The sequence below is a fragment of the Pseudomonas sp. PONIH3 genome, from assembly GCF_002934345.1.
Taxonomy (GTDB): Bacteria; Pseudomonadota; Gammaproteobacteria; order Pseudomonadales; family Pseudomonadaceae; genus Aquipseudomonas; species Aquipseudomonas soli.
In genome coordinates this window covers 1,748,187-1,772,135 of record NZ_CP026386.1, presented here as the reverse complement: position 1 = coordinate 1,772,135, position 23,949 = coordinate 1,748,187, and the positions used below count along the sequence as shown (strand labels likewise).

17 protein-coding genes are annotated in these 23,949 nt (G+C 55.6%); 15 read left to right on the top strand and 2 right to left on the bottom strand.

Features of this window, described 5'->3' with window-relative positions; genetic code table 11:
- Window positions 1-225: 225 nt before the first annotated feature.
- A complete protein-coding gene (locus C3F42_RS08000) occupies window positions 226-1,131 on the bottom strand; it encodes a LysR family transcriptional regulator (protein ID WP_103272850.1) in 906 nt (301 codons plus the stop codon).
- Between the two features lie 299 nt (window positions 1,132-1,430).
- Here C3F42_RS08000 and C3F42_RS07995 point away from each other — a divergent pair, with 299 nt between their 5' ends.
- The 15 genes from C3F42_RS07995 (at window position 1,431) to C3F42_RS07925 (ending at window position 21,915) form a co-directional block, all read left to right on the top strand.
- Window positions 1,431-2,942 (top strand): MFS transporter, encoded by a 1,512-nt coding sequence (locus tag C3F42_RS07995; protein WP_233772731.1) that lies wholly within the window; start codon window positions 1,431-1,433, stop codon window positions 2,940-2,942.
- 15 nt (window positions 2,943-2,957) lie between these two features.
- Window positions 2,958-3,530, top strand: coding sequence for a TetR/AcrR family transcriptional regulator (locus C3F42_RS07990; protein ID WP_103272849.1), 573 nt, complete (start codon window positions 2,958-2,960; stop codon window positions 3,528-3,530).
- A 128-nt stretch (window positions 3,531-3,658) separates the two neighbouring features.
- Window positions 3,659-5,059 (top strand): efflux transporter outer membrane subunit, encoded by a 1,401-nt coding sequence (locus C3F42_RS07985; protein ID WP_234452784.1) that lies wholly within the window; start codon window positions 3,659-3,661, stop codon window positions 5,057-5,059.
- A 9-nt stretch (window positions 5,060-5,068) separates the two neighbouring features.
- The gene (locus C3F42_RS07980) at window positions 5,069-6,148 is read left to right on the top strand and encodes an HlyD family secretion protein (RefSeq protein WP_070414144.1); all 1,080 of its coding nucleotides are present in this window, start codon (window positions 5,069-5,071) and stop codon (window positions 6,146-6,148) included.
- Window positions 6,149-6,151: 3 nt separating this feature from the next.
- Window positions 6,152-8,905 carry a ribosome-associated ATPase/putative transporter RbbA gene (gene rbbA / locus C3F42_RS07975; protein ID WP_103272848.1) on the top strand — a complete coding sequence of 918 codons (2,754 nt, stop codon included), beginning with the start codon at window positions 6,152-6,154 and terminating at the stop codon, window positions 8,903-8,905.
- Window position 8,906: 1 nt separating this feature from the next.
- Window positions 8,907-10,031 (top strand): ABC transporter permease, encoded by a 1,125-nt coding sequence (locus C3F42_RS07970; protein WP_104444258.1) that lies wholly within the window; start codon window positions 8,907-8,909, stop codon window positions 10,029-10,031.
- Between the two features lie 49 nt (window positions 10,032-10,080).
- The gene (locus tag C3F42_RS07965) at window positions 10,081-10,533 is read left to right on the top strand and encodes a phasin family protein (protein WP_070414147.1); all 453 of its coding nucleotides are present in this window, start codon (window positions 10,081-10,083) and stop codon (window positions 10,531-10,533) included.
- Between the two features lie 3 nt (window positions 10,534-10,536).
- Window positions 10,537-11,283 carry an acetoacetyl-CoA reductase gene (phbB, locus tag C3F42_RS07960; RefSeq protein WP_070414148.1) on the top strand — a complete coding sequence of 249 codons (747 nt, stop codon included), beginning with the start codon at window positions 10,537-10,539 and terminating at the stop codon, window positions 11,281-11,283.
- A gap of 74 nt (window positions 11,284-11,357) precedes the next feature.
- Entirely contained in the window at window positions 11,358-12,539 is a 1,182-nt protein-coding gene (locus tag C3F42_RS07955; protein WP_070414149.1) for an acetyl-CoA C-acetyltransferase, read from the top strand.
- A 41-nt stretch (window positions 12,540-12,580) separates the two neighbouring features.
- A complete protein-coding gene (locus C3F42_RS07950; protein ID WP_104444257.1) occupies window positions 12,581-14,980 on the top strand; it encodes a DUF3141 domain-containing protein in 2,400 nt (799 codons plus the stop codon).
- The gene (locus tag C3F42_RS07945) at window positions 14,980-16,386 is read left to right on the top strand and encodes a bifunctional enoyl-CoA hydratase/phosphate acetyltransferase (protein ID WP_070414151.1); all 1,407 of its coding nucleotides are present in this window, start codon (window positions 14,980-14,982) and stop codon (window positions 16,384-16,386) included. Before C3F42_RS07950 ends, C3F42_RS07945 begins: the two co-directional genes overlap by 1 nt.
- 100 nt (window positions 16,387-16,486) lie before the next feature.
- Window positions 16,487-18,208, top strand: a complete 1,722-nt coding sequence (locus tag C3F42_RS07940; protein WP_083285223.1) for an acetate/propionate family kinase — start codon at window positions 16,487-16,489, stop codon at window positions 18,206-18,208.
- 173 nt (window positions 18,209-18,381) lie between these two features.
- Entirely contained in the window at window positions 18,382-20,196 is a 1,815-nt protein-coding gene (locus C3F42_RS07935) for an alpha/beta hydrolase (protein WP_070414152.1), read from the top strand.
- 174 nt (window positions 20,197-20,370) lie between these two features.
- Entirely contained in the window at window positions 20,371-21,135 is a 765-nt protein-coding gene (gene fabI / locus C3F42_RS07930; protein WP_070414153.1) for an enoyl-ACP reductase FabI, read from the top strand.
- Window positions 21,136-21,150: 15 nt separating this feature from the next.
- Window positions 21,151-21,915, top strand: coding sequence for a cyclopropane-fatty-acyl-phospholipid synthase family protein (locus C3F42_RS07925; protein WP_070414154.1), 765 nt, complete (start codon window positions 21,151-21,153; stop codon window positions 21,913-21,915).
- A gap of 134 nt (window positions 21,916-22,049) precedes the next feature.
- On the opposite strand, the gene mobH is transcribed toward C3F42_RS07925, so the two are convergent.
- Window positions 22,050-23,873 (bottom strand): MobH family relaxase, encoded by a 1,824-nt coding sequence (gene mobH / locus C3F42_RS07920; protein WP_070414155.1) that lies wholly within the window; start codon window positions 23,871-23,873, stop codon window positions 22,050-22,052.
- Between the last annotated feature and the right edge of the window lie 76 nt (window positions 23,874-23,949).

The following is a 23,949-nucleotide window of genomic DNA, read 5'->3' as shown; positions in this document are numbered from 1 at the left end:
AAGGGCCCGGACGCTGGTTTCGTCCCTCGATCCATTTCATGGACCGGAACGCATCGTGGCATGGGCACCATGCGGTACATCCGGCGCTATCGTTGAGGCGGGATTCGATTGTTATTCATGACATTTCTGCCGTGCGTTACTACAGCAAGCCGCATCCCGTGGAAAGTGTCACTTCACTCAATGACCGACATTATGGATGATAGGGTTTTGGCAAATCGAACTGTTTTAGCAGTCGCTAAGATCATCGCCCAACTCCCTAAGTGCGCGGTCGACGAATCCCGTCAGGCTCTCTGGCGTGTCCTTACGCATCTTTCGAAGTAGGAATGTTGTCAGCATTGGGCTTTGCATGGATATTGGGCGTGTGACGACGTCGGAGCATTTGCAAGCGTCCGATTGAGGGGTAGTCACAAACCCAACACCATATCCGGCAGCTACCAATGTCATGAGCATACTCAAGGATGTTGCTTGCTCTACAAAAGTGGGCTGAACGCTGGATCCACGCAGTAAGTTTTCGATGCTATGGAAATAGCCTTCACACACCTCCGGGTGGCACCCTACTAATGGGTATCGAAGTAGTTCCTCAAGTGGCACTCTTGCGTACGCAAGTAATGGATGTCGTCTAGGTATGGCCAGCACGAGCCTTTCTTGCCATAGAGGCACTGAAACGATGTCGTCCACGGCGCTGCTCATGCGAGAAAAACCAATATCAAAGGTGCCATCACGAAGTCCACGCAATTGCTCCGCTAGCGTCACCTCTGATATTCGCACCGAAATCTCAGGTTGCTCCTCTCTTAGATTTGCAAGAAATGCTGCAAGTCTCGGCTGGGTAAGTCCGTCGCAAATCGCAAGGTGATAAGAGTTAGCCTGCCCTGCCGCGGCAGCTTTTGCCTCTTCAATCGCATTTTCCAGCGCGAGGAAGACCCGCCTCGCTTCTCGCTGGAATGCCTCTCCAGCTGGCGTCAGATGCGTCCCTCGCCGGTTGCGTTCAAACAAGCGTGCACCAACGTGCTCCTCAAGCTCCTTGATGGTTCTGGACAGCGGGGACTGCTCGATGTGAAGCCTCGCTGCAGCCCTGCAAAAGTGCAGTTCTTCGGCCAATGCCATGAAGCAACGCAAATGTCGTAGTTCCATTCGTCTCCATTGAGCCCTTTTGGGCTTGATGAGCATGACCGTGCTTCCCGCTAGGCGGGGCTCGCCGTCTGCAGGGTCGCTCCGTGTCAGGCCTGTGTACTTGCGCTGCCCCCTTCGCAACCAAACATGTGTCAGGCGCCGCACAGTCAGGGGGCTCCACGAGTGGTGGAGCAACAAGCAGCACTCGGCACATGATTTATGCTTGCAACTATACAGGATGTAATGTACAGTCTCAACCTGCATGGACCGTAGATGCCTCGAAAAGGGTGCTGCGTCGGCTCAATCCGGAATACAGATAAATGGAAATGGCAACCCTCTCAGCATCAAAACGATGGCTCCTACTGGTCACAGTTGCGACGGGCCTGCTGCTGGTCACGGTCGACTATTCGGTGCTGTACACCGCGCTGCCGATCCTCACGCGTGAGCTGCATGCATCGCCGACGGAGGGCTTGTGGATCATCAATGCCTATCCGTTGGTCATGGCAGGGTTGCTGTTGGGGGCCGGAACCCTTGGTGATCGGCTTGGCCATCGGCGGATGTTCCTTGTGGGGCTGGTCATTTTTGGCATCGCGTCGATAGCTGCCGCCTTCGCCCCAAGCTCTACCGTCTTGATCGGTGCCCGCGCTGTCTTGGCTGTAGGTGCGGCGGCAATGATGCCGGCCACGCTGGCGCTGATCCGTATCACCTTTGCCGACGAGCGAGAGCGCAACATTGCGATTTCCATCTGGGGCTGCATTGCCATCGTCGGTGCTGCACTAGGTCCGATCATTGGTGGGCTCCTTCTGGCGCGGTTTTGGTGGGGGTCGGTCTTCCTCATCAATGTCCCGGTGGTTGTACTGGCCATCATCGGAACGGTGATCTTTGCGCCGTCAGGCTCGATTGAGAGAGGCAAGCCTTGGGATCTGTTTTCCTCGGTTCTCGCGCTAGTCGCCCTGTCGGCGCTGACCCTAGGGATCAAGCATCTTGCGCAGGCGCATCCTGATTGGCTTTGGGGTGGCCTTGCTTGGCTGGTTGCAGTTGCCGCAGGGTTCGTTTTCGTTCGTCGGCAAGCTCAATTGCCTCATCCGCTGCTCGACTTCTCAATCTTCCGCAATCCAGCGTTCTCCGCGGGGGTCATCGCTGCGGCGATGACTATGTTCTCGGTGGGAGGTACCCAGTTGGCCACCACCCAGTATTTCCAGTTGGTCGCCGGCTTTACCCCTTTGCAGGCTGGCTTGCTTGTGTCTGTAGTCGTGCTCGGCACAATTCCGACAGCGCTGATGGGCGGAGCATTTCTGCACAAACTTGGCTTGCGAATGCTGATTTCCGGCGGCTTGGCCATTGCGGCCCTAGGGGCGGTCGCCACATCTGCAGGTCTTCACTATGGAATCGGTTGGCTTGTGGCCGGCATGGTTTTGAATGGTGCTGGGCTCGGTCTCGTGATGGCCGTGGCGTCCGCCGCTATCGTCGGCAACGCCCCTCCCGAGCGAGCTGGCATGGCCTCGTCAGTCGAAGAGGTTTCGTACGAGTTCGGCGGTCTCATCGCTGTGGCGCTGCTCGGTAGCCTATTGGGAATGCTGTACTCCACGGGCGTGGAGCTTCCGCCAGGTACGCCTGACATCGCTGCTTCGGGCGTCGCGCAGGCTTTTGAGCTCGCCACGCAAGGGGGGCACACGGATCAAACGATTATTGAAGCCGCTTCATCGGCATTTGCAAATGCCTACGTCGTGGTGCTCTGGGTTGTTGGGGCAATACTGGGTATTGGCGCAGTCGTCGCACGCCACATGCTGCGTACGTATGGGCCGGGCTCATCTGCGTCCTCAATTCATTAATGGAGTTTTCGGTATATGCGCTCAAGCAATCGTACAAAGATCCTCGACGCGGCAATTCGTGTCGTCAGTCGAGAAGGAATCACTGCTCTCACCTATGAGTCAATCTCCGTCGAAGCCGGTCTGACCCACGGTGGAATGTTGTATCACTTCCCTTCGCGTGAAGCATTGCTGTTGGGGCTTCACGAATATGTTTCCCAGCAATGGGAAAGCGCTCTGGAGGCCGCGGCCGGAAAAACTGCAGAGGAGGCGACGGCGCAGGAGCGTTTCGCTGCATATGTGAAGGTGGCCACCCAAATGAGTGCCACTCGCGTAGAGCTGCAGTTCATGCTTGAAGGCTCCACCAGTCCTGAGCTGGCGGCCCCTTGGACGGGCGTCATTTCTCGGTGGGCACCAGGCTTTGTCGGCGAGACACCGGATCATGATGCGATGCACTGGATTGTTCGCTTAGCCGCCGACGGTCTTTGGGCATATGAGTCAATCACGAACCAAACCATCCCTGCGGAGTTGCGTGAACGTATCAGCACGCAGCTGTTGAGCATGCTCCCTGGAGCGTCCGTCGCCGACAAAGACGAGAAGGGCTCCGTATGACTTACAAGCCTGGCGATCAAGGCGCTAGTACGCCACGCCTATGCGCCTCTCGGAGGTCTCCAGGCGCAACGCCTCTCGGCAGTGTTGCCGCTGGGGTTTTGATCAGTTTGCTTGCCGGCTGCACCTCGATGGCCCCGCCGGATGCGACTCCGCCGTTGCCTGTTCCCAATGCGTGGCTGGACGTCAGCACGCGAACAGGTAGCGAAGGCCGACAAGCAACTGAGCTTGCTTGGGAGCAGTATTTTGCCGACCCACTTCTGCGCCAACTTATTGCAACAGCGCTGGAAAACAACAAGGATCTGCGCTCCGCGGTGCTACGTGTCGAAGAAGCTCGTGCAGCTTTCCGCATCCAGCGCTCCGAGAGTTTCCCAGGGGTAGGTGTTGGAGGGAAAGCAGCACGGTCAAGAGTCCCGGCAGACCTCAACCCACCAGGTGTGCCTCAGGTGGGCGGGGAGTACCGAGCTGAGGTGGGCCTCAGCAGTTGGGAGCTTGATCTCTGGGGGCGAATCCGTAGCCTTAATCGGTCAGCGCTGGAAAGCTGGTTGGCCACGGATGCTGCGCATCAAGCTGTACGGATCGCCTTGATCACGCAAGTCGCAGATGGCTATCTAGGGCTGCGAGAACTGGACGATCGCGTCGCGATCGCCCAGCAAACAGTCGCCAGTCGCCAAGAGTCCTATCGCATTTTCGAACGCCGATATCAGGTTGGATCGACCTCCAAACTCGCTCTTACCCAAGTTCAGACGCTTCTGAACCAGGCCAAATCTCTGCAGGTGCAGCTCGCCAAGCAGCGGGCGAATCAATACCACGCCCTGGCGCAACTGCTTGGCAGCGGTACCGACCTCCAGTGGTCGGCAAAACAAATGCCTGAGCCTGCGGACTTCGTTGAGTTGACGCCCGGGCTTCCGTCGGAGTTGCTGGTGAGCCGCCCGGATGTTCTTTCAGCCGAACATCGCTTGCGTGCGGCGAATGCCAACATCGGTGCAGCGCGTGCCGCCTTCTTTCCTCGTATTGCCTTGACCGGCACCTGGGGCACTGCAAGCTCGCAGCTCAACGACCTGTTCGAGTCAGGTAGTCGAGCGTGGACATTCGTACCCACAGTTTCCCTGCCCATCTTCGACGGTGGACAAAGGCGGGCCAGTCTCGAGTTGTCCGAAGTCCGGCGTGACATGGCGATCACCAGCTATGAGCAGACTGTTCAGACAGCGTTCCGAGAAGTGGCTGATGCGCTATCCGATCAACTATGGCTCGCCGAGGAGCTGAGTGTTGCGCGCACCTCTTTGGATGTTCAGCAGGAACGTGCGCGCCTTGCACAACTGCTCTACGACAACGGCTCTGCAGCCTATCTGGAAGTGTTGGACGCACAGCGCGACCTACTTGACTCCCAGCAGTCACTCATCCAGGTACGTCGCTCGTTCCTATCCAGTCAGGTGGCGTTGTACGCCGCGCTTGGTGGTGGAGCAGATCTTGAATCTCGCTCCATGCCCGTACATCCCGCACGGGCAGAGACACCTTCCTCCATTCGGTGAATAACGCACATGAATATGTCTATTTCCATGAAAAACAAAGTTTTACCTGCCGTGCTGATAGCAGGCGCGCTTCTAGCTGGCTGGTGGTACTGGTCATCGCAGTCTGGCGATGCATATGGCGAAGGATTCGTCAGCGGCAACGGAAGAATCGAAGCGATTCAAACGGATATTTCCACAAAGCTCGGGGGACGCATCGAGCAGGTGTTGGTGCGCGAGGGGCACGTGGTCAAAGCGGGTGAACCGCTGGCACGGATGCAAGTGGACATCCTGCAGGCGCAGCGCGCAGAAGCCGACGCGGGGCGCCAGAGAGCTGAGCACGCTGTCAGCTCGGCAGAAGCCCAAGTGGCATTGAACAAGAGCAACTTGGTCGCTGCGCAAGCTGTGGTTGCACAGCGAGAAGCTGAACTGGACGCGGCACGTCGCCGCGTCGCTCGGTCAGAGATCTTGTCGAAAGAAGGCGCCTCGTCAGTTCAGGAGTTGGATGACAACAGAGCGGCTGTACGTGGTGCTCAAGCAGCTGTGGCGGCTAGCGTCGCGCAGGTATCGGCCGCGCAGGCCGCGGTCAAAGCGAGTGAGGCGGATGTGGTGGGCGCTCGATCCGCCGTTGTTGCAGCACTCGCCACGGTCACCCGCATTGATGCCGACATCAACGACAGCGAGCTGCGCGCTCCCCGAGACGGTCGCGTGCAGTTTCGCGTTGCCGAACCGGGTGAAGTACTAAGCCCTGGCGGGACGGTGCTGAACATCATCGACCTGTCCGATGTTTACATGACCTTCTTTCTTCCAGAGAAAGCGGCCGGGCGTATCGAACTTGGCAGCGAAGTTCGTATTGTCCTGGATTCAGCACCTGACAATCCGATCAAGGCAACTGTCTCCTTTGTTGCCAGCAATGCTCAATTCACGCCCAAATCCGTAGAAACCGCCAGCGAACGCCAGAAACTGATGTTTCGGGTGCGCGCTCAGGTTTCTGAAGATTTCTTGCGTCGCCATGCCAAGGAGGTCAAGGCAGGCGTGCCAGGCGTTGCTTGGGTAAAACTCGATGCCGAGTCTTCTTGGCCCACTCCACTTGCCATTCGCGCGCAGGAGTGACCAATGAACGTTGGGGTGTCTAACAAGGCCGTTGCGCGGGTGGGTGGACTGAGCCTGCGCTATGGCTCCACGGTCGCGCTTTCCGCTCTGGATCTTGAAGTACCGTCCGGATGCATGGTCGGCTTGATCGGCCCCGACGGCGTCGGCAAATCCAGCTTGCTGTCTCTACTGGCCGGCGCACGTGCAATCCAGGACGGACAGATCGAGGTACTGGGCGGTGACATGCGCAGCAAGACGCACCGCGATCTCGTATGCCCTCGTATCGCTTACATGCCTCAGGGATTGGGCAAAAACCTCTATCCGACCTTGTCGGTGGAAGAGAACCTTCAGTTCTTTGCCAGGCTGTTTGGCCACTCAGAAGCTGAAAGGCGCAGGCGCATTGACGACCTGACGCAGAGCACAGGCTTGAATTCATTCTTGGACCGCCCTGCCGGCAAGCTTTCAGGCGGAATGAAGCAAAAGCTGGGACTGTGCTGCGCACTGATTCACGATCCCGACTTCCTGCTATTGGATGAGCCAACTACGGGCGTGGATCCGTTGGCGCGCGCACAGTTCTGGGATTTGATTGATCGGATTCGCAGTGAGCGCCCTTCCATGAGCGTCATTGTGGCCACCGCTTACATGGACGAGGCCCAGCGCTTCGACTGGCTGGTTGCAATGGACGACGGTGGTGTGCTGGCCACTGGTACGCCCAAGGAGATCTTGGAGCGCACAGGCAGTGCAAGCCTCGAAGAGGCATTCATCAGGTTGCTTCCAGAAGAGAAGAAACGTGGTCACAAACCGGTAGAGATCCCACCGCTTCAAACCGATGTGGACGACATCGCGATCGAAGCCAAGGATCTGACGATGCGATTCGGCGACTTCACCGCCGTAGACCACGTGTCCTTCCGTATTCGGCGTGGCGAGATATTTGGCTTCCTTGGCTCCAACGGCTGCGGAAAGTCCACGACGATGAAGATGCTGACCGGGTTGCTGGTGGCCACCGAAGGAAATGCTTGGCTGTTCGGACATGAAGTAGATCCCAAGGATATCGATACGCGACGGCGCGTCGGGTACATGTCGCAAGCGTTCTCTCTGTACAGCGAGTTGACTGTTCACCAGAACTTGGTGCTGCACGCGCAGCTATTCCACGTTCCTGCTGGCGAAATCGCCGGACGCGTCGATGAGATGGTGGAACGGTTTGGCCTCGCGCCTATTCTCGACAGCCTTCCAGACAGTGTTCCCCTCGGCATGCGCCAACGTCTGTCGCTGGCCGTGGCAATGGTGCACAAGCCGGAATTGCTGATTCTGGACGAGCCCACCTCTGGGGTGGATCCGGTCGCGCGCGACGGTTTCTGGCACCTGCTGGTTGAACTTTCGCGTCGCGATCACGTAACGATTTTTATCTCTACCCACTTCATGAACGAGGCAGCGCGCTGCGATCGCATGTCGATGATGCACGCCGGAAAAGTGCTCGACAGTGACGCACCAGCCCGGTTGGTGGAAAAGCGCGGCGCCAAGACGCTGGAAGAGGCGTTTATTGGATATCTGGTCGATGCCGACGGTAGTGCTCCAGCCAAAGAATCCGAGGTGGATGGCGGGGCTGAGAAGAGTTCCGAAAGCAAGCCTCACTTGGACCCAGTGAGCCCCAAATCCTTCAGCTTGCAGCGCCTCCTGAGCTACGCCTGGCGTGAGGTGCTGGAGTTGCGAAGGGATCCCATACGTGCGACGACGGCGCTGGTGGGCTCTTTGCTGCTCATGGTCATGATGGGCTTTGGCGTCAACATGGACGTCAACCATATGCGTTTCGCAGTTCTGGATGGCGACCAAAGCGCCGTCAGCCGGAGTTTCATACAGAGCTTGTCAGGCTCTCGCTATTTCTTGGAGCAGCCGCCAATCAGCTCTCAAGACGAATTGGATCGACGGATGCGGCGCGGCGAGCTGACAGTCGCCATTGAGATTCCTCCCAGTTTTGGCCGAGACCTGACCCGTGGTCGCAAGGTAGAAATCGCTGCCTGGATTGACGGTGCGATGCCATCCCGCGCAGAGACCGTAAAGGGCTATGTGAACGGCGTGTATGCCCATTGGATTGCCGAGCAGTCCGGTCTGCGCCCGAACTCTGCGGCTCCTGGACAGGCTTCTATACAGGCGCGTTATCGCTACAACCCAGATGTTGAGAGCATCAAGGCCATGGTGCCTGCGATCGTGGCTCTTCTGCTGCTGATGCTGCCGGCCATGCTGACTGCCCTGGCCGTGGTGCGTGAGAAAGAGTTGGGCTCCATCATCAATCTCTACGTCACACCGGTCACCCGCACGGAGTTTCTCATCGGTAAGCAGCTTCCGTATGTCGGCCTGGGCATGGTGAATTTTCTATGCATGTGTCTGTTGTCGGTCACCCTCTTTCAAGTTCCGATCAAGGGCAGTTTCATCACGCTCACGCTATCGGCCCTTCTGTTTTGCATCGTTTCAACGGGCATGGGTTTGTTGGCATCCGCCATCACGCGTAGTCAAATCGCGGCGCTCTTCATTGCCGTGATAGGCACGCTTATTCCGGCGATGCAGTACACCGGCCTCATCAACCCAGTGAGTTCTCTAGAAGGAAGCTCTCGAACTTTTGGGGAGATGTATCCAGCAACGCACATGGTCTTGATCAGTCGCGGTGTTTTTAGCAAAGCGCTCGGAATGAATGATTTGTACCTGACGGTGATCGCGATGGGCATTTCCATTCCGCTGATCATTGGGACCGCAATTTTCTTTCTGAAGAAGCAGGAGAGATGAGATGCGCAGCCTCATGAATATCCTCCGGCTTGGGCGTAAGGAGTTTTGGAGTTTGATACGGGACCCCATCATGCTCCTGCTGACAGCGTACATATTTACGCTCGACATCTATAGCGCAGCAACGCTTGTACCGGAGCCATTCCATAACGCATCCATTGCGATTGTCGATGAAGATCAATCGTTGCTTTCCGAGCGGATCATCTCGGCGTTTTATGCACCGCAATTCACGCAGCCAGAGCGGATTTCAGTGGCGGAAATGGATGGTGGCATGGATCGCGGAAAGTTCACCTTCGTCCTGAACATTCCACCCAGTTTTCAGCGCGATGTCCTCGCTGGAAGAGTTCCGGAGATCCAGCTCAATATCGATGCCACACAGATGAGTCAAGCCTTCATTGGGCATCAGCACGTTGAGCAGATTGTTTACGGGGAAATTGAAGAGTTCGTAAAACGCTTCCGCAATACGTCCGAGCAGCCGGTCGACTTGGTGGTGCGAGCACGCTTCAACACGATGCTGGAGGCGTCGTGGTTCGGCAGCGTCGCCGAACTGATCAACATGATAGCGATGCTCGCCATCATTCTGACAGGTGCCGCCCTGATTCGTGAGCGCGAACATGGAACGATCGAGCACCTGTTGGTGATGCCTGTCACGCCTGGCGAGATCATGATTTCGAAGATCTGGTCCATGGGGTCGGTGGTCTTGGTCTGCACGGGCCTGTCGCTCATCCTCGTGATCCATGGAGCGCTGCAAGTCCCTGTCCAAGGGTCATTGCTTCTGTTCTTTACCGGTGCAGCCTTGTGCATATTTGCCATGACTGCCTTGGGCATCTACATGGCAACCCTTGCGCGAAGCATGCCCCAGTTTGGATTGCTTTTGATGCTCACGCTTTTTCCGCTACAGATGCTGTCTGGCGGCATGACGCCTCGTGAGTCAATGCCTGAGCTCTTGCAGAACCTCATGCTACTTGCGCCGACAACTCACTTCTTTGAATTAGGCCAATCCATCCTCTTCCGCGGTGCTGGATTGGAGGTTGTCTGGAAGAACTTTCTGGCGTTGCTGGTGATAGGGGCAGCTCTTTTCGTCATGTCACTTCAGCGCTTTCGGAAGACGATCAGCCAAATGGGCTGATAGCCGCCCACACGGGCATAAACGTGGGAAAACCACAGAGGAAAAGACCATGAGCATCGAAGCACTTCCCTTGAATCTGTACAAGGCCAACACCGAACTTCAACTGCGGCTGACCCGGCTGCTGCAGGAGAGTGGCCATCGCTGGCTTGAAGCCACCCAGCAGGCAAGTAGCGAGAACATCTCTGAAACGACGGCGGAGATCGAAGGCCTGTTGCGATCGGCCAATTGGCAATCGTTGACTACTTTGCCAGCCGAGAGTTTCTGGAGGCTCTTCCAGTCGCGCATCACCGATACGCAGACGATCAACCAGATCGCAGTCAAGAATCAAGCCGCCTTCACCGCTGGTGTGCAGCAAGCGTTGGAAAGCTGGCAAAAGTCGGTGACGGAGGTGGTGGGAGCCACCACTTCTGCCCAGCCTTTCCCGGACATTTTCAAGCAATGGGGGGCCATTTGGCAGCCCGCCGCTGAAAACACCAAAGCCAAGGCTGAGAAGGCGGGTTGAGCCATGAGCGCGGAAAAACGTACCGCCCTTGTAACGGGGGGCATGGGGGGGCTTGGAGAGGAAATTGCGCGTTCATTGCATGACGCCGGGCACACCGTGTTAGTGACTTACTCGCCGCAGAACAGCCACGTTCAGGCGTGGCTCACACAGCAGTTGGCGCACGGTTATGCGTTCACTGCCTATGAGGCGGACATCAGCAACGATGTGGTATGCCAAGGCATGGCTGACAAGATCCACGCTGATGGCCATCAGGTCGACATCCTCATCAACAACGCCGGCATCACTCGCGACGGGACGTTTCGCAAGATGACCAAGGAGAGCTGGGACGCGGTTCTGCGAACCAACCTCGACTCGGTCTTCAATGTCACTCGTCCATTGCTCGACAGGATGTTGGACCGTGGCTGGGGCCGTATCGTCAACGTGTCCTCGATCAACGGTAACAAGGGGCAGTTCGGTCAAACGAACTACTCGGCTGCCAAGGCAGGCATACATGGATTCACCAAGGCCTTGGCCCAAGAGGTGGCGCGCAAGGGAGTAACCGTCAACACGGTCTCGCCTGGCTACTTGGAGACCAAGATGGTCACGGCGGTGGCTGAGGATGTTCTGAAGCAGATCGTCGCGGCAATTCCCATTGGGCGCCTGGGCAAGCCCAAGGAAATCGCCGCGTTGATCGCATTCATCGTGAGTGATGCCGCTGCTTTCATGACCGGCAGCAACGTATCGATGAACGGTGGACAGCACATGTATTGACTGATGGCTGCACTGCCAGGAAGGCGCAAGCGCAACCTGGCAGTGCTTTTACCAATTTGAACAAGGCTCGGAACATGACGGATATCGCAATCCTTGCAGCTACACGTACTGCCATTGGCAGTTTCCAAGGCAGTCTCTCTGGCATTCCTGCTCCACAACTTGGAGCTCTTTTGATTCAGGCCATCCTGCAACGCACCGGTGTGGCTGTCCAAGAGATCGACGAAGTCATTCTCGGGCAGGTGATTACCGCCGGCAGCGGCCAGAACCCGGCGCGCCAAGCTGCGCTTGCTGCCGGACTGCCGCATCAGGTATCAGCACTGACCATCAATAAGGTATGCGGTTCGGGCCTTAAGGCGGTTCAGTTGGCGGCGCAAGCCATCCAAGCGGGCGATGCCCAGTTGGTTCTGGCGGGCGGCCAGGAAAACATGAGCCTCGCACCCTATGTCTTGCCTAAAGCGCGAACAGGGCTGCGGCTTGGGCATGCGCCGTTGCAGGACAGCCTGATTCAAGACGGCCTGTGGGATGCATTCAACAACTACCACATGGGCATCACTGCGGAGAATCTCGCGGAGCAATTCAGCTTAACGCGCGCTCAACAGGATAGCTTCGCCGCCGCCTCACAAGACAAAGCTGCCGCCGCCATCGCTGCAGGCCGTTTCAAGGACGAGATCACGCCGGTGAGCCTCCCGCAGCACAAAGGCGATCCCATTGAGTTCGACACCGATGAGCAACCACGCGCAGGTACGACGGCGGAGGCTCTTGCCAAGCTGAAACCCGCTTTCATGAAGGACGGCACCGTTACCGCTGGCAATGCCTCGACGATCAACGACGGCGCAGCAATGCTGCTGCTGGCCAGCGCCGACAAAGCACAGTCTCTGGGGCTGCCGGTGCTGGCTTGGATCAAGGCATGGGGAACCGCAGGTGTCGATCCCGCCATCATGGGGATCGGACCTGTCCCGGCAACTCGGCGTGCGTTGGAAAAGGCCGGCTGGACTCTTGATGAACTGGACTTGATCGAAGCCAACGAGGCATTTGCCGCTCAAGCGCTTGCTGTGTCCCATGACCTGGAACTTGATGCGTCGAAAGTCAATGTCAATGGCGGAGCGATCGCATTGGGACACCCGATCGGAGCATCAGGCGCTCGCATCCTCGTAAGTCTGGTGCATGAGCTGATCCGTCGAGACGCCCACAAAGGATTGGCAACGCTGTGCATTGGCGGAGGCCAAGGTATCGCTTTGGCAATCGAACGGCACTGAACGCGCACTTTCCACCAACGGACCGGACCTAGGAAATTCTCATGAGCAATGAAACATTCAACACTCAGCAGTGGACCTCGCTCATGAGCAGTCCCTGGGCCCTGACGCAGGCCGCGGCAACGTATACGGTCGATGCATGGCAAAGGGCGATCCTGTACAGCGATGTTCTGCGACAACGGGGTGATCAGTACCGAGCGCATCTGCTCGAAGAAACTCCCAACGTTCTGGACTTTCCTAGCGAGTTCGTAATGTCCGGCCTGGATCTTCCGCGGCCGGTCAATTACGTGATGGTGCGCATCCTGCCAACCATCGACCAACCGACTGACGAGGGCAAGCGCCCTTTCGTAGTATTCGACCCGCGCGCGGGGCATGGCCCAGGCATCGGAGGTTTTAAACCCGACAGCGAAATTGGCGCGGCACTGAAGGCTGGTCATCCGTGCTACTTCGTCGGTTTCCTTCCAGATCCAGTACCGGGTCAAACCATCGAGGATGTCACTCGCGCTGATGCTGAGTTCGTGCGTAGGGCGAGCGAGTTGCATCCCGAGAGCGTAGGGAAGCCTGCTGTGATTGGCAATTGCCAGGCCGGCTGGCAGGTTCTCATGGCGGCCGCACTATGGCCGGACCTTTTCGGCCCCATCATCGTGGCAGGTACGCCACTTTCATACTGGGCGGGCAACAATCCGATGCGATATGCGGGTGGCTTGCTAGGTGGAAGCTGGCTGACGGCTCTGACAAGCGATCTGGGAGCTGGTCGGTTCGATGGTGCTTGGCTGGTGCGCAATTTCGAGAGCCTTAACCCCGCCAATACATGGTGGAGTAAGCAGTACAACCTGTACGCCAATGTAGATACCGAAGCATCGCGCTATCTGAGTTTTGAGAAATACTGGGGCGGGTACGTTTTTCTCAACGATGTGGAGATGCAATACATCGTGGACAACTTGTTCATTGGCAACAAGCTGTCTTCGGCAGAAATTATCACCTCAGACGGCATGCGCATTGATCTGCGCAACATCCGCTCACCCATTGTGGTTTTCTGCTCGTACGGGGACAACATAACCCCACCACCACAGGCGCTGGGTTGGATCACAGATCTTTATAGAGATGACTCCGACATACTGAGCCATGATCAGACCATTGTGTTCGCAACGCATGAGAGCATTGGTCATCTCGGCATCTTCGTCTCAGGCAGCGTGGGAAGAAAGGAACACCGCGAATTTATTGCAGGTATCGACATCATCGACCTGCTTCCTGCTGGGGTTTACCGTGCAGACGTGGTGGACACGGAGAAGTCAGATGTCGCTGCCGATGGCAACTTCACAATGCTCATCCGGCCCAGCAGCGTGGATGAGGTTCGGTCTGTCGTTAAACCAGATCCGCAAAGTGACCGCCGATTCGCTGCCGCAGAGCAGATATCCAATATCAATCTTGGTCTTTACCGGAATTTCCTTCAGCCCTGGGTAAAGGCATGTGCATCGAGTTATTCGGCACAGTGGATGCAAGCACTCCACCCACTGCGACTGTCCTACGGCTGGTGGTCTAGCGCCCATCCATTGGCTGGAACCATCCAGAAAACTGCGCAGCAGATTGAAGAACAGCGCCACCCAGTAGATGACGCCAACCCGTTCCTGGTCGCCGAACGGGAGATGTCGGGATCTATTGAATATATGCTGGATCGTTATAGAGACCATCGAGACCAGCTTCAGGCGTTGATCTTCGAAAGTATCTATGGTTCGTCATGGGTTCAAGCGCTTGCTGCACAGGGAAATTTAGATGACGAGAGCATTCGCCCACATCCTGGTGACTCGCCAGAACACCGTGATTTCACGGAGCATGAGCTAGCCCAAGCTCAGGTTCGTATGTCGCAAGGAGGTTTGCTGGAAGCCGGCTTGCGCGCTCTGTTCTACGTGTTGCGCAATCGCACCGAAGGCAACGCGACACGCTATCGCCATGCTGCACAGCTGAGCGACGAGCGACTTCAGAATGAACGCTACGACATGGCCGAATGGCGCCGCCTTGTGCGTGGCCAGGCGCTGCTGCTGGCATATGACATGGATGCGGCCATCGCCGCAATCCCAACACTGCTCGTAAGCGCCAACGCGAATGAAATCCATGCATTGGCTTCATCTGTTGAGCAGATGATTCATCTCGCTGAAACCGAACTCTCCGACGACGAACGAACATCGCTTGCACGCATGCTTGCGGTGTTTAACGTTGCGGCGGAACAACGCAACTCAAGTGTTACACCGTCTGAGAGTCCGATACCCAAGGCAATCGACGCCCCAGTGCTTGATGCATTGCGGAAGCCAAAGCAAAAGGCCGCTTCTCAACGAGTAATTACGCAACCTAAAGCGCCAAGATCGCCTGCTCAGCAAGAACCTAAGGCTCAGGTCAAACAACCATCCGCCAAGCGAGTGCCGGTAAATCGTAGAGGACGGTCGTGATGCAAGATGTCTCCGTATTGCGCAATCAGATTTTCGATGAGTTGGCTGTTGGTGATGTGGCCAGCATCGAACGCACCCTGACCGCTCAGGACGCTCAGCTCTTCGCGCTGCAGTCCGGTGGCTTCGAGCCGCCCAACGCTGATCCGAAGTCTGATATGTCTCTCCAGTTTCAAGGTGTTGTTGCTCATAGCATGTGGGCAGCATCACTGATCTCCGGAATCCTGGGCACTCGCCTTCCTGGCCTTGGTTCGACCTATCGACGTCAGAACTTACAGTTTCTGCAGCCCATCAGGATTGGAGACTCGCTACGAGTAACTGTAGAGATTCTTCGCCTTGATCCGACTGACCTAGGTGTCGTTCTTGACTGCCAATGCGTTAATCAGGATGGAGTCGTTGTGATCGAAGGCGAAGCCGAAATCACCGCTACGCGCGAACACATTGTGGTTGACCGCACAGCGCTGCCGGAAGTGCGTCTATTGACGAGCGCAAAGGCAGGCTCGAAGGCGCTTATCGACTATGCAAGGCCACTCGGTCCGATCCGGATAGCCGTTGTACATCCCTGCGATGCCTTGAGCTTATCTGCAGCATTGGACGCGCATAAGGCTGGTTTGATCGAGCCGGTTTTGGTGGCACCTGCGGCACGACTACATGCCATCGCCGCTGAAGCAGCGCTCGATCTGACGAGCCTGTCCATTGTTGACGTCCCCCATAGTCATGCCGCAGCGGCACAGGCAGTCAAGATGGCAGCACAGGGCGAAGTACAAGCCTTGATGAAGGGGAGCCTGCATACCGACGAGCTCATGGCTGCGGTGCTGACTTCATCAGCGGGGCTTCGTACTAAGCGCCGCGTGAGCCATTGCTTCTTGATGCAGACGCCATTCTACCCACGCCCGTTCATCATCACTGATGCAGCAATCAACATTGCGCCTAGTCTGCTGGATAAAGCCGACATCATCCGAAACGCGATTGATCTGGCGCATGTCATTGGTGTTGAGCGGCCTCGCGTCGCAATACTTGCTGCAGTGGAAACCATTAATCCATCAATGCCTGCCACGCTCGAAGCCGCCGCGCTGTGCAAGATGGCAGACCGAGGCCAAATCAGTGGCGCAGTGCTGGACGGCCCATTGGCTCTCGACAACGCCGTGTCGCCAGCTGCAGCACAAATCAAAGGGATTCGATCCGAAGTCGCTGGACAGGCAGACGTGTTGGTTGTCCCCGATTTGGAGAGCGGCAACATGCTCGCGAAACAAATCGAGTACATGGGGGATGCGGCCAGCGCCGGCATCGTTATTGGCGCGAAGGTGCCGATCGTGCTGACCAGCCGCGCGGACTCTCGCGAGGCAAGAATCTCCTCATGTGCCATCGCCGTGATGCTGGCCGCCTATTACGGCAACTCACCGCCGTGAGTGCGCCACTATCCAGCACAGCAAAGTCATGACACTGATGGTTCCATGCATCAGCAATAAGCTCTTCTTGTTCACCCATATTCTAGAGGCTTGATTTTTTATGAGTCAGATCGCAGACGCTCTAATTCTCGTCCTTAACTGCGGGTCATCGAGCATCAAATTCGCTGTATTCGATGCGTCGCTTCCGGTTATCCCTCGCAAACCACTTTGGAACGGGAAGGTTCAAGGTATAGGAGAGGAGCGTCCGGACTTTGGTGAGACAGGGACGGCACCGTATCGCATCAATCTCAGCACTGAGCACCCGTTTCGCGATGCGTTGGAACATATCCTTGAGCAGGTCTTTCATCGACTGAACGGACGAGGCTTATGCGGCATAGCGCATAGAGTGGTCCATGGTGGAAGCAAGTACTTTGCGCCGGTACGCATTGACGCTGATGTGTTGGCTGATTTGAAAAGTTTCATTCCATTAGCTCCCCTACATCAGCCAGTCACAGTTGAAGCCATAGAACATCTATTGCGTGAGCGCCCTGAGATTCCGCAAATAGCGTGCTTCGATACGGGGTTCCACCATTCCATACCAAAGCTCGAACAGGTGCTACCGCTCCCATATGAAGCTTGGCAGCGCGGTGTTCGCCGGTATGGTTTCCATGGTTTGTCGTACGAGTTCATGTCGACGACTTTGGCCGAGCAATATCCTCAGACAGCCCGGGGGCGCACGATTGTCGCGCACCTCGGAAATGGTGCAAGCCTATGCGCCATGCTAAATCTGGAGAGCATTGCGACCACCATGGGATTCTCCGCGCTTGACGGACTGATGATGGGGACGCGTACAGGTGCTGTCGATCCTGGTGCCGTTCTTTACTTGATGAGTAACGACAAGCTCTCGCTTGACCAAGTCAATGATGTCCTGTTTCGCAGGTCCGGCTTGCTAGGTCTTTCCGGCGTATCGGCAGAGCCACGAGTAATTCTTAAGCATGAGTCTGATCCCGGCGAGGCCGGTGAACGCGCACGCCTGGCGCTAGATCTCTATGTGCGACGGATTGTTCGCGAGATAGGCGCTTTAGTTGCCGTTCTGGGCGGGCTTGATCTATTGATCTTTACTGCTGGAGTTGGTGAGCACAACGACTTTATTCGTGATCGCGTCTGCCGTGACCTTGAGTACCTTGGGGTGAAGATTGATGAACAAGCAAACGCCCTCAATTCGCGAGTGATCTCATGCGCAGATAGCCGAGTCGTCGTAGGCGTCGAACCGACCAATGAAGAATGGGTGGCCGCACGCCATGTTCGCTGCCTGCTGCGTTTGCCATTTTATCGTCCTAACTCTTGGAAAAAAGCTATGTACTCGCGAATACTGGTTCCCCTAGATAGCAGTGAAACTTCTCATCACGCGATGGAGCATGCCGCCGATCTAGCCAAAACGAATGGTGCCATGGTCGTTCTTTTGCACGTGATCGAGGAACTGAGACTCAGCAGCGGCTTTGAGCCGCCAAAGGTCTACATCGACGAAGTATTTCCGGGGTTCTTGTCCAGAGGTCAGGCAATGCTTGACCAAGCTGCGACCCGCTTGCGGCAAGATGGGATCGCTGTCGAGACAACGTTGATTGTCAGTAAGGGCGAGCGCGTTTCTGATTTGATAGTGAAGCAGGTCGAGACCACACGTTGTGATGTCGTGGTCATTGGCACTCATGGCCGTAGAGGGCTGGACCGTGTCCTCATCGGCAGTGATGCAGAACAAGTCGCGCGCCTTGCACCTGTTCCAGTTCTGCTGGTTCGGCAGTCCCATCCGGCGATGGTAAATCCGCCAGCGCTGCAAGAACAATAAAAAATTCCACTGAGGTTTCAGAGAGTTTTCTGCCTAAACCCATCGGAATTCAGTGGGCCGGTGTGGCGATTTGTTAGTTACAAAATCATGATATCAAACGCGTCGCTAATTTAACCTCGGCGCGCTCTAGGTATTTATTTGTCAGCAGAACCGCAAGCGCGCGGAGATAATTTATGGCTCAAAACGACAAAGATGCGCATTCAAAAAAAGATGACGGTGAGTTCCATGCAGCATGGGCGAAAGCTTGGTCGAATTTTTCACCTGAATCAGGATTGCTTGCCTGGATGGACTGGTCTCTACATCTCGCATCAAGTCCGGCCAAGTTGAATGATTTGATTAAGTTGGGGGATGACCAGACCAGGCATCTGTCAGATTTAATCATGCAGTCTTGCATTCATGTGGCTCAAGGCGATCCGTTGCCTCAACTTCCCATCTCCAAAAACCAGCGCTTAACTGATCCCGCTTGGAATGAGTTTCCCTACAGCCTTTTTCGCGAAGCGTTTCAGCTACAGTCGAGCTGGTGGGCAGAGGCAACTCAGGGAATATGGGGAGTTGATCCGAAGTCACAACGTATTGTCGAATTTACAACGAAGCAATGGTTGGACGCCCTCTCGCCATTCAATGTTGGTTTTCTCAACCCAGTTGTCCAGGAGAGAACGCGCGCTGAAAATGGTGCAAACCTTTTGCGTGGACTCTCCAACTTAATGGACGACTTTAATCGCAGCGTTTCTGGAGGTCTCCCGCCTGGAGCTGAGAACTTTCAAGTCGGCCGAGACGTGGCCGTTTCGCCGGGGAAAGTAGTTCTTAGAAATCGTCTGATTGAATTAATACAGTACGAGCCTACTACCGAAAAGGTCAACTCAGAGCCGCTTCTGATAGTTCCAGCATGGATCATGAAGTACTACATCTTGGATCTGTCGCCACGTAACTCACTTATTAGATACCTGGTCGGTCAGGGATTCACGGTTTTCTGCATCTCTTGGCGAAATCCTTCATCGGAAGATAGAGAACTGAGCATGGAGGATTACCAAGTGCTAGGTATCCAAGCTGCTCTTTCGGCGATCAACGCCATAGTTCCGAAGCGCCAGGTTCATGCTGCAGGGTACTGTCTGGGGGGAACGCTTCTGTCTATCGCAGCTGCGGCCATGTCACGGGATGGGGACACACGCCTGGCTTCACTCACGCTTTTAGCGGCTCAGACCGACTTCAGTGAGCCTGGTGAGTTGGGGCTATTCATAAGCGAGGGCCAGTTGGCGCTTCTCGAAGCTCACATGGCTGTCGCAGGCTATCTCGATGCCCGTCAAATGAGTGGCGCATTTCAAATGCTGCGCTCCTACGAGCTTGTATGGTCGCGCATAGTCAATGAATACATGCTGGGAGATCGTCGGCCGATGAACGATTTGATGGCATGGAATGCCGACACCACCAACATGCCAGCACGTATGCATTCTGAGTATCTCCGGCGTTTGTATCTCAACAATGATCTGAGCGGAGGACGGTATTTGGTGGATGGGCGCCCTGTTTCGCTAGGAGACATCAACCTACCGACATTTTGTGTGGGTACGACATCTGACCACGTTGCTCCGTGGCAGTCCGTTTATAAGTTGCACCTGTTTTCCCAGGCAGAGATCACTTTTGTGCTCACCAACGGGGGGCACAATGCCGGTATTGTCAGTGAGCCGGGGCGTCCACGTCGCGAGTACCTGATACATAGACGCCTCGCACGTACTCCCTACCAAGCTCCAGACGAATGGCGTCAGATTGCGCAAAGCCGCACGGGCTCGTGGTGGCCCGCTTGGGTGGATTGGCTTAACAGTCAGGGAGGGACTCCCGTCAAGCCACCAAGGATTGGGACCGTAGGCAAAGGCTATCGTCCTTGCGGGGACGCTCCTGGAAATTATGTCAAGGAGCGTGCTTCCGAAGTGGAGCACCCAAAGGGCTATGGAGCCAATGACGTCAGTGCTTTCTCAGAGCCTCCACACAGTTAGGTCTTCGGTCATTCGTCGCACTTCAAGTATCTGCGCTTTTTCAAGATCAAACTGCGGCTGGCCGATTTCCTGGTATCAGGGTGTTTTTTTTGATGCTTTCTGTACTTTAGAAAACTGTCAAGAAAACGATCCTATACGACTATTCCGTTGATATTTTCGAAGGGGCTGCAGAGCATGAGTTCATTAAAGGGGCAGCGCGCTCTCGTGGTAGGCATTGCCAATCAAGATTCTATTGCGTGGGGCTGTGCCAAGGCGCTGCATCGTTGCGGAGCTAAGTTGGCAGTTACCTGGCTAAATGCAAAGGCGGAGGTGTACGTTCGGCCTCTTGCTGAGCAATTGGACGCGGAGATCATGCTGCCGTTGGATGTCACCAATCCCGATCAACTGGAAGAGGTTTTTTCTGAAATTGATACACGATGGGGGAAGCTTGACACTTTGGTGCATTCAATTGCCTTTGCACCAAAAGATGATTTAAATGGTCGATTAATCGACTGTTCTGCGATCGGTTTCTCGAAAGCAATGGACGTGTCCGTCCATTCTTTTCTACGCATGCTTCACATGGCAGAGTCACGGATGACCAACGGTGGAACTTGTCTCACAGTTTCTTTTCTTGGTGCGAATCGGGTAGTTGAAACCTACAACATGATGGGGCCTGTAAAGGCTGCGCTTGAATGCGCCATGCGTTACGCAGCTGCGGAACTTGGTGAAAAAGGTATCCGTGTGCACGCCCTTTCGCCAGGACCTATAGCAACAAGGGCCGCATCCGGCATAGATGATTTTCATGAGCTGATGGAGAGTGTTATCAGGCAAGCACCAACGCATCGCTTGGCCACAATTGAGGATGTGGGGGAGATGGCCGCGTTTCTGGCTTCACCCGCGGCAGGGAACCTCACAGGTGGAGTGCACTATATTGACGGCGGCTATTCCATCGTTACTTGAACCTTGGACAGAAGAATGGACATTCCTCGAATATTCAGCATTATGGAGAGTGCGCACCGCATTCATATTCCATTCACCCCCGACAAGTTCGCCACGTTGGGTTCGGCATTGAGTCTTGAAGCAGGGACGCAAGTGCTTGATCTAGGTAGCGGATCCGGTGAGATGTTGTGCACCTGGGCTCGTGATTATGGCATCGTGGGTACTGGCATTGATATGAGCCCGTTGTTCACTGAAAAAGCAAAGCTGCGCGCTCAAGACCTGGGCGTAGCTCAACAGGTTAAGTTCATCCATGGCGATGCAGCTGGCTATGTTTCCGAGGACAAGGTTGACGTGGCTGCTTGCATAGGAGCTACCTGGATAGGCGGAGGAGTCGCCGGCACTATCGAGCTTCTAGCGCGAAGCCTTAGGAGTGGAGGAGTCGTCCTGATAGGTGAGCCCTATTGGCGGCAGTTGCCGCCGACGGAGGACGTGGCCAAGGGATGTCTCGCCTACTCGATCTCCCACTTTCTTGTGCTTCCAAGGCTTATCGCCTCGTTCGGCGAGATTGGCTATGACGTTGTTGAAATGGTTCTGGCCAATCAAGATGGTTGGGATCGTTACGAGGCCGCCAAATGGCTCACCATGCGCCGATGGCTTGAAGCGAATCCTGAGGATGAGCTGACTGAGATGGTCCGCTCCAAACTGACCTCTGAGCCGGAGCGTCATGTCACATACTCCCGTGAGTATCTGGGCTGGGGGGTATTTGCATTGATGTCACGGCGTCCGTTCGATGCGGCTTGAGTGACCGCTTAGGTTCTCTGGCACAGCGACGGATTCGGCCTCGACCTCTACAGGGCAGCGCGCTGTGCTGGGACAGAAGGCTGTATTCGCGAATGCTGTGAATCCAACCGTTCGCAGCGACCAAAGTACATCTGTCACACCACTTGGAGGTACGGATTATTCGGGGGGCATTCGTTAAATATTTGCTTGGGGTCATCCAGTAGATAACCATGCAGTTTCCGTGACCGCCGTGGGCCAACTACCTCACATGTCCAAATATTCAATCCGCTTTGCTGCTTGCGGTGGATTTGAAGTTTCTCGAATTGTTTTTGAATCCATTGCCAATTCTGCTGTTCTTCTGCTTTTGCCATTGATGAAATCGCTGGATGCTCTTGTGCATAACGCTGAAATACACCTGGACTAACGAGATATGCGGTCTCAGCGACGGTATGCACAAGGGCCTTCGCGTCATTTATAAGAATTCTGTGCGACTGAAGGCCTTGCTTTAGCCAGAAAATAAAGTGCTTTGCTGAAGGCAGAGTGGCGGGGCTAGGAGGCTGTTGGAATGATCTCTCTTCAGATGACACTGACGGCTTATCGCATGAGGGAGACTGTTTTGGACGTGGTGACGAATTTTCTGCAGCCCCTTCTTCTTGGGAAGAGAAAATTGACAACAGATCATCCACCGCTTGTGTGTCGGGAAAGTTCTGCCCATCAATTGATTCAGTCTCCCCATCATCGGTTGCGGTCCAGTATGCGGTAGCGTTGGAATGGGCCGGTAGTGCTGTCATTGTGGACGGCAAAGGAATCGCTGCGTCGATGTCCTCCTGGTCATCGAGAGTAGTCACAGTTCCTGAAAATGATGCGGGGCGTTCGTTGGGTTGCCAAAACAATGCGGGCGAAATCTGCAGCAAAGTAAAGCTATGCGACCATCCAGCATTGTTATTGACTACTGCACGCCAGATTGCCCGATCATCTTTTGTAGGAACCAATAAGCCATGCTCTTGAAGTACGTTGAAGATGGCAGTGTTATTGGATGGAATGCCATCCATGCCTTGAGATAGCAGATGTGCGCGGAGCTTGTCGGAAACGGTCTTGCTTACGAGCCACAAGGCATTTTGAGTTATCCAGCCGTCAGAAGCCTCCGGCTGGTTCAGTTTTAGCTCGTGCTTGACTAGGTAACGCAATCCATCCAACAGCTTGCGCTGAAGGGCATGTTTCGGTGCTGTTATTGCTCGTGCAGGGTCGCCGCCCAGTTCTTGTGCCACTGAAGCGCGGTCTGCTTGTACGACTAGCTCACCTAAAACACCAGCATACTCATACTGTCCGGCCAGAACGTACAGCAACGCCGACCACAGCGCCGGATACCCACTGAGCCAATCGAGAATTTCTCGATTGAGAAGTTGGTTGTATAGCAGTCCTGTCGCAGCGCTATGTAAGCGGTACTCACGATTCTCGCGGTACCGAAATCGGTACGGTAACTGCAAAGGCCCATGCCAGGGATGCCACGTGGCGCCATCTGACTGCTCGACGCTCAGATCCACTGCAAGCTTACCTATGTCGTGCAATAGGGATGCATAGGCTGTCGCCGCAGTCCAGGCTTCGGCTTGCTCGGCTTGGTCTTCTGGTGTTGAACCGGTGGGCAGTAGATACGACTGTCGAAGTTTTAGGGCATATGCAACGATCTCAAGACCATGATCGAGCATGCCTCCCTGATAGGCATGATGATGACTTTCAGATGCAGGAAACTGCTGGACTAGTTCGGCGTAGCGTTCCAACGGTACTTGATAGAGCGAGGCGAATTTTCCCCGCGGCAATGAAGTACGTTGCCAGATGTGCTCGAGCAGCTTTTGGCGGCGTGGCGTGGCGAGCAGCACCGCTGCTCCCTTTGGATTCGTGAATCCGTTGACCGTTTCGGCCGTAACTGCCACTTCGGTGCGGGGTACTACTGGTGGCTTTCTCTGAAACAGTTTAAACATCGCGGACCTCAAGGGAGTGAGCTACAACGGGCCTTTTCCTTTTTCGGGTAGGCCCGTTCCCCTTGGCATCCATTCC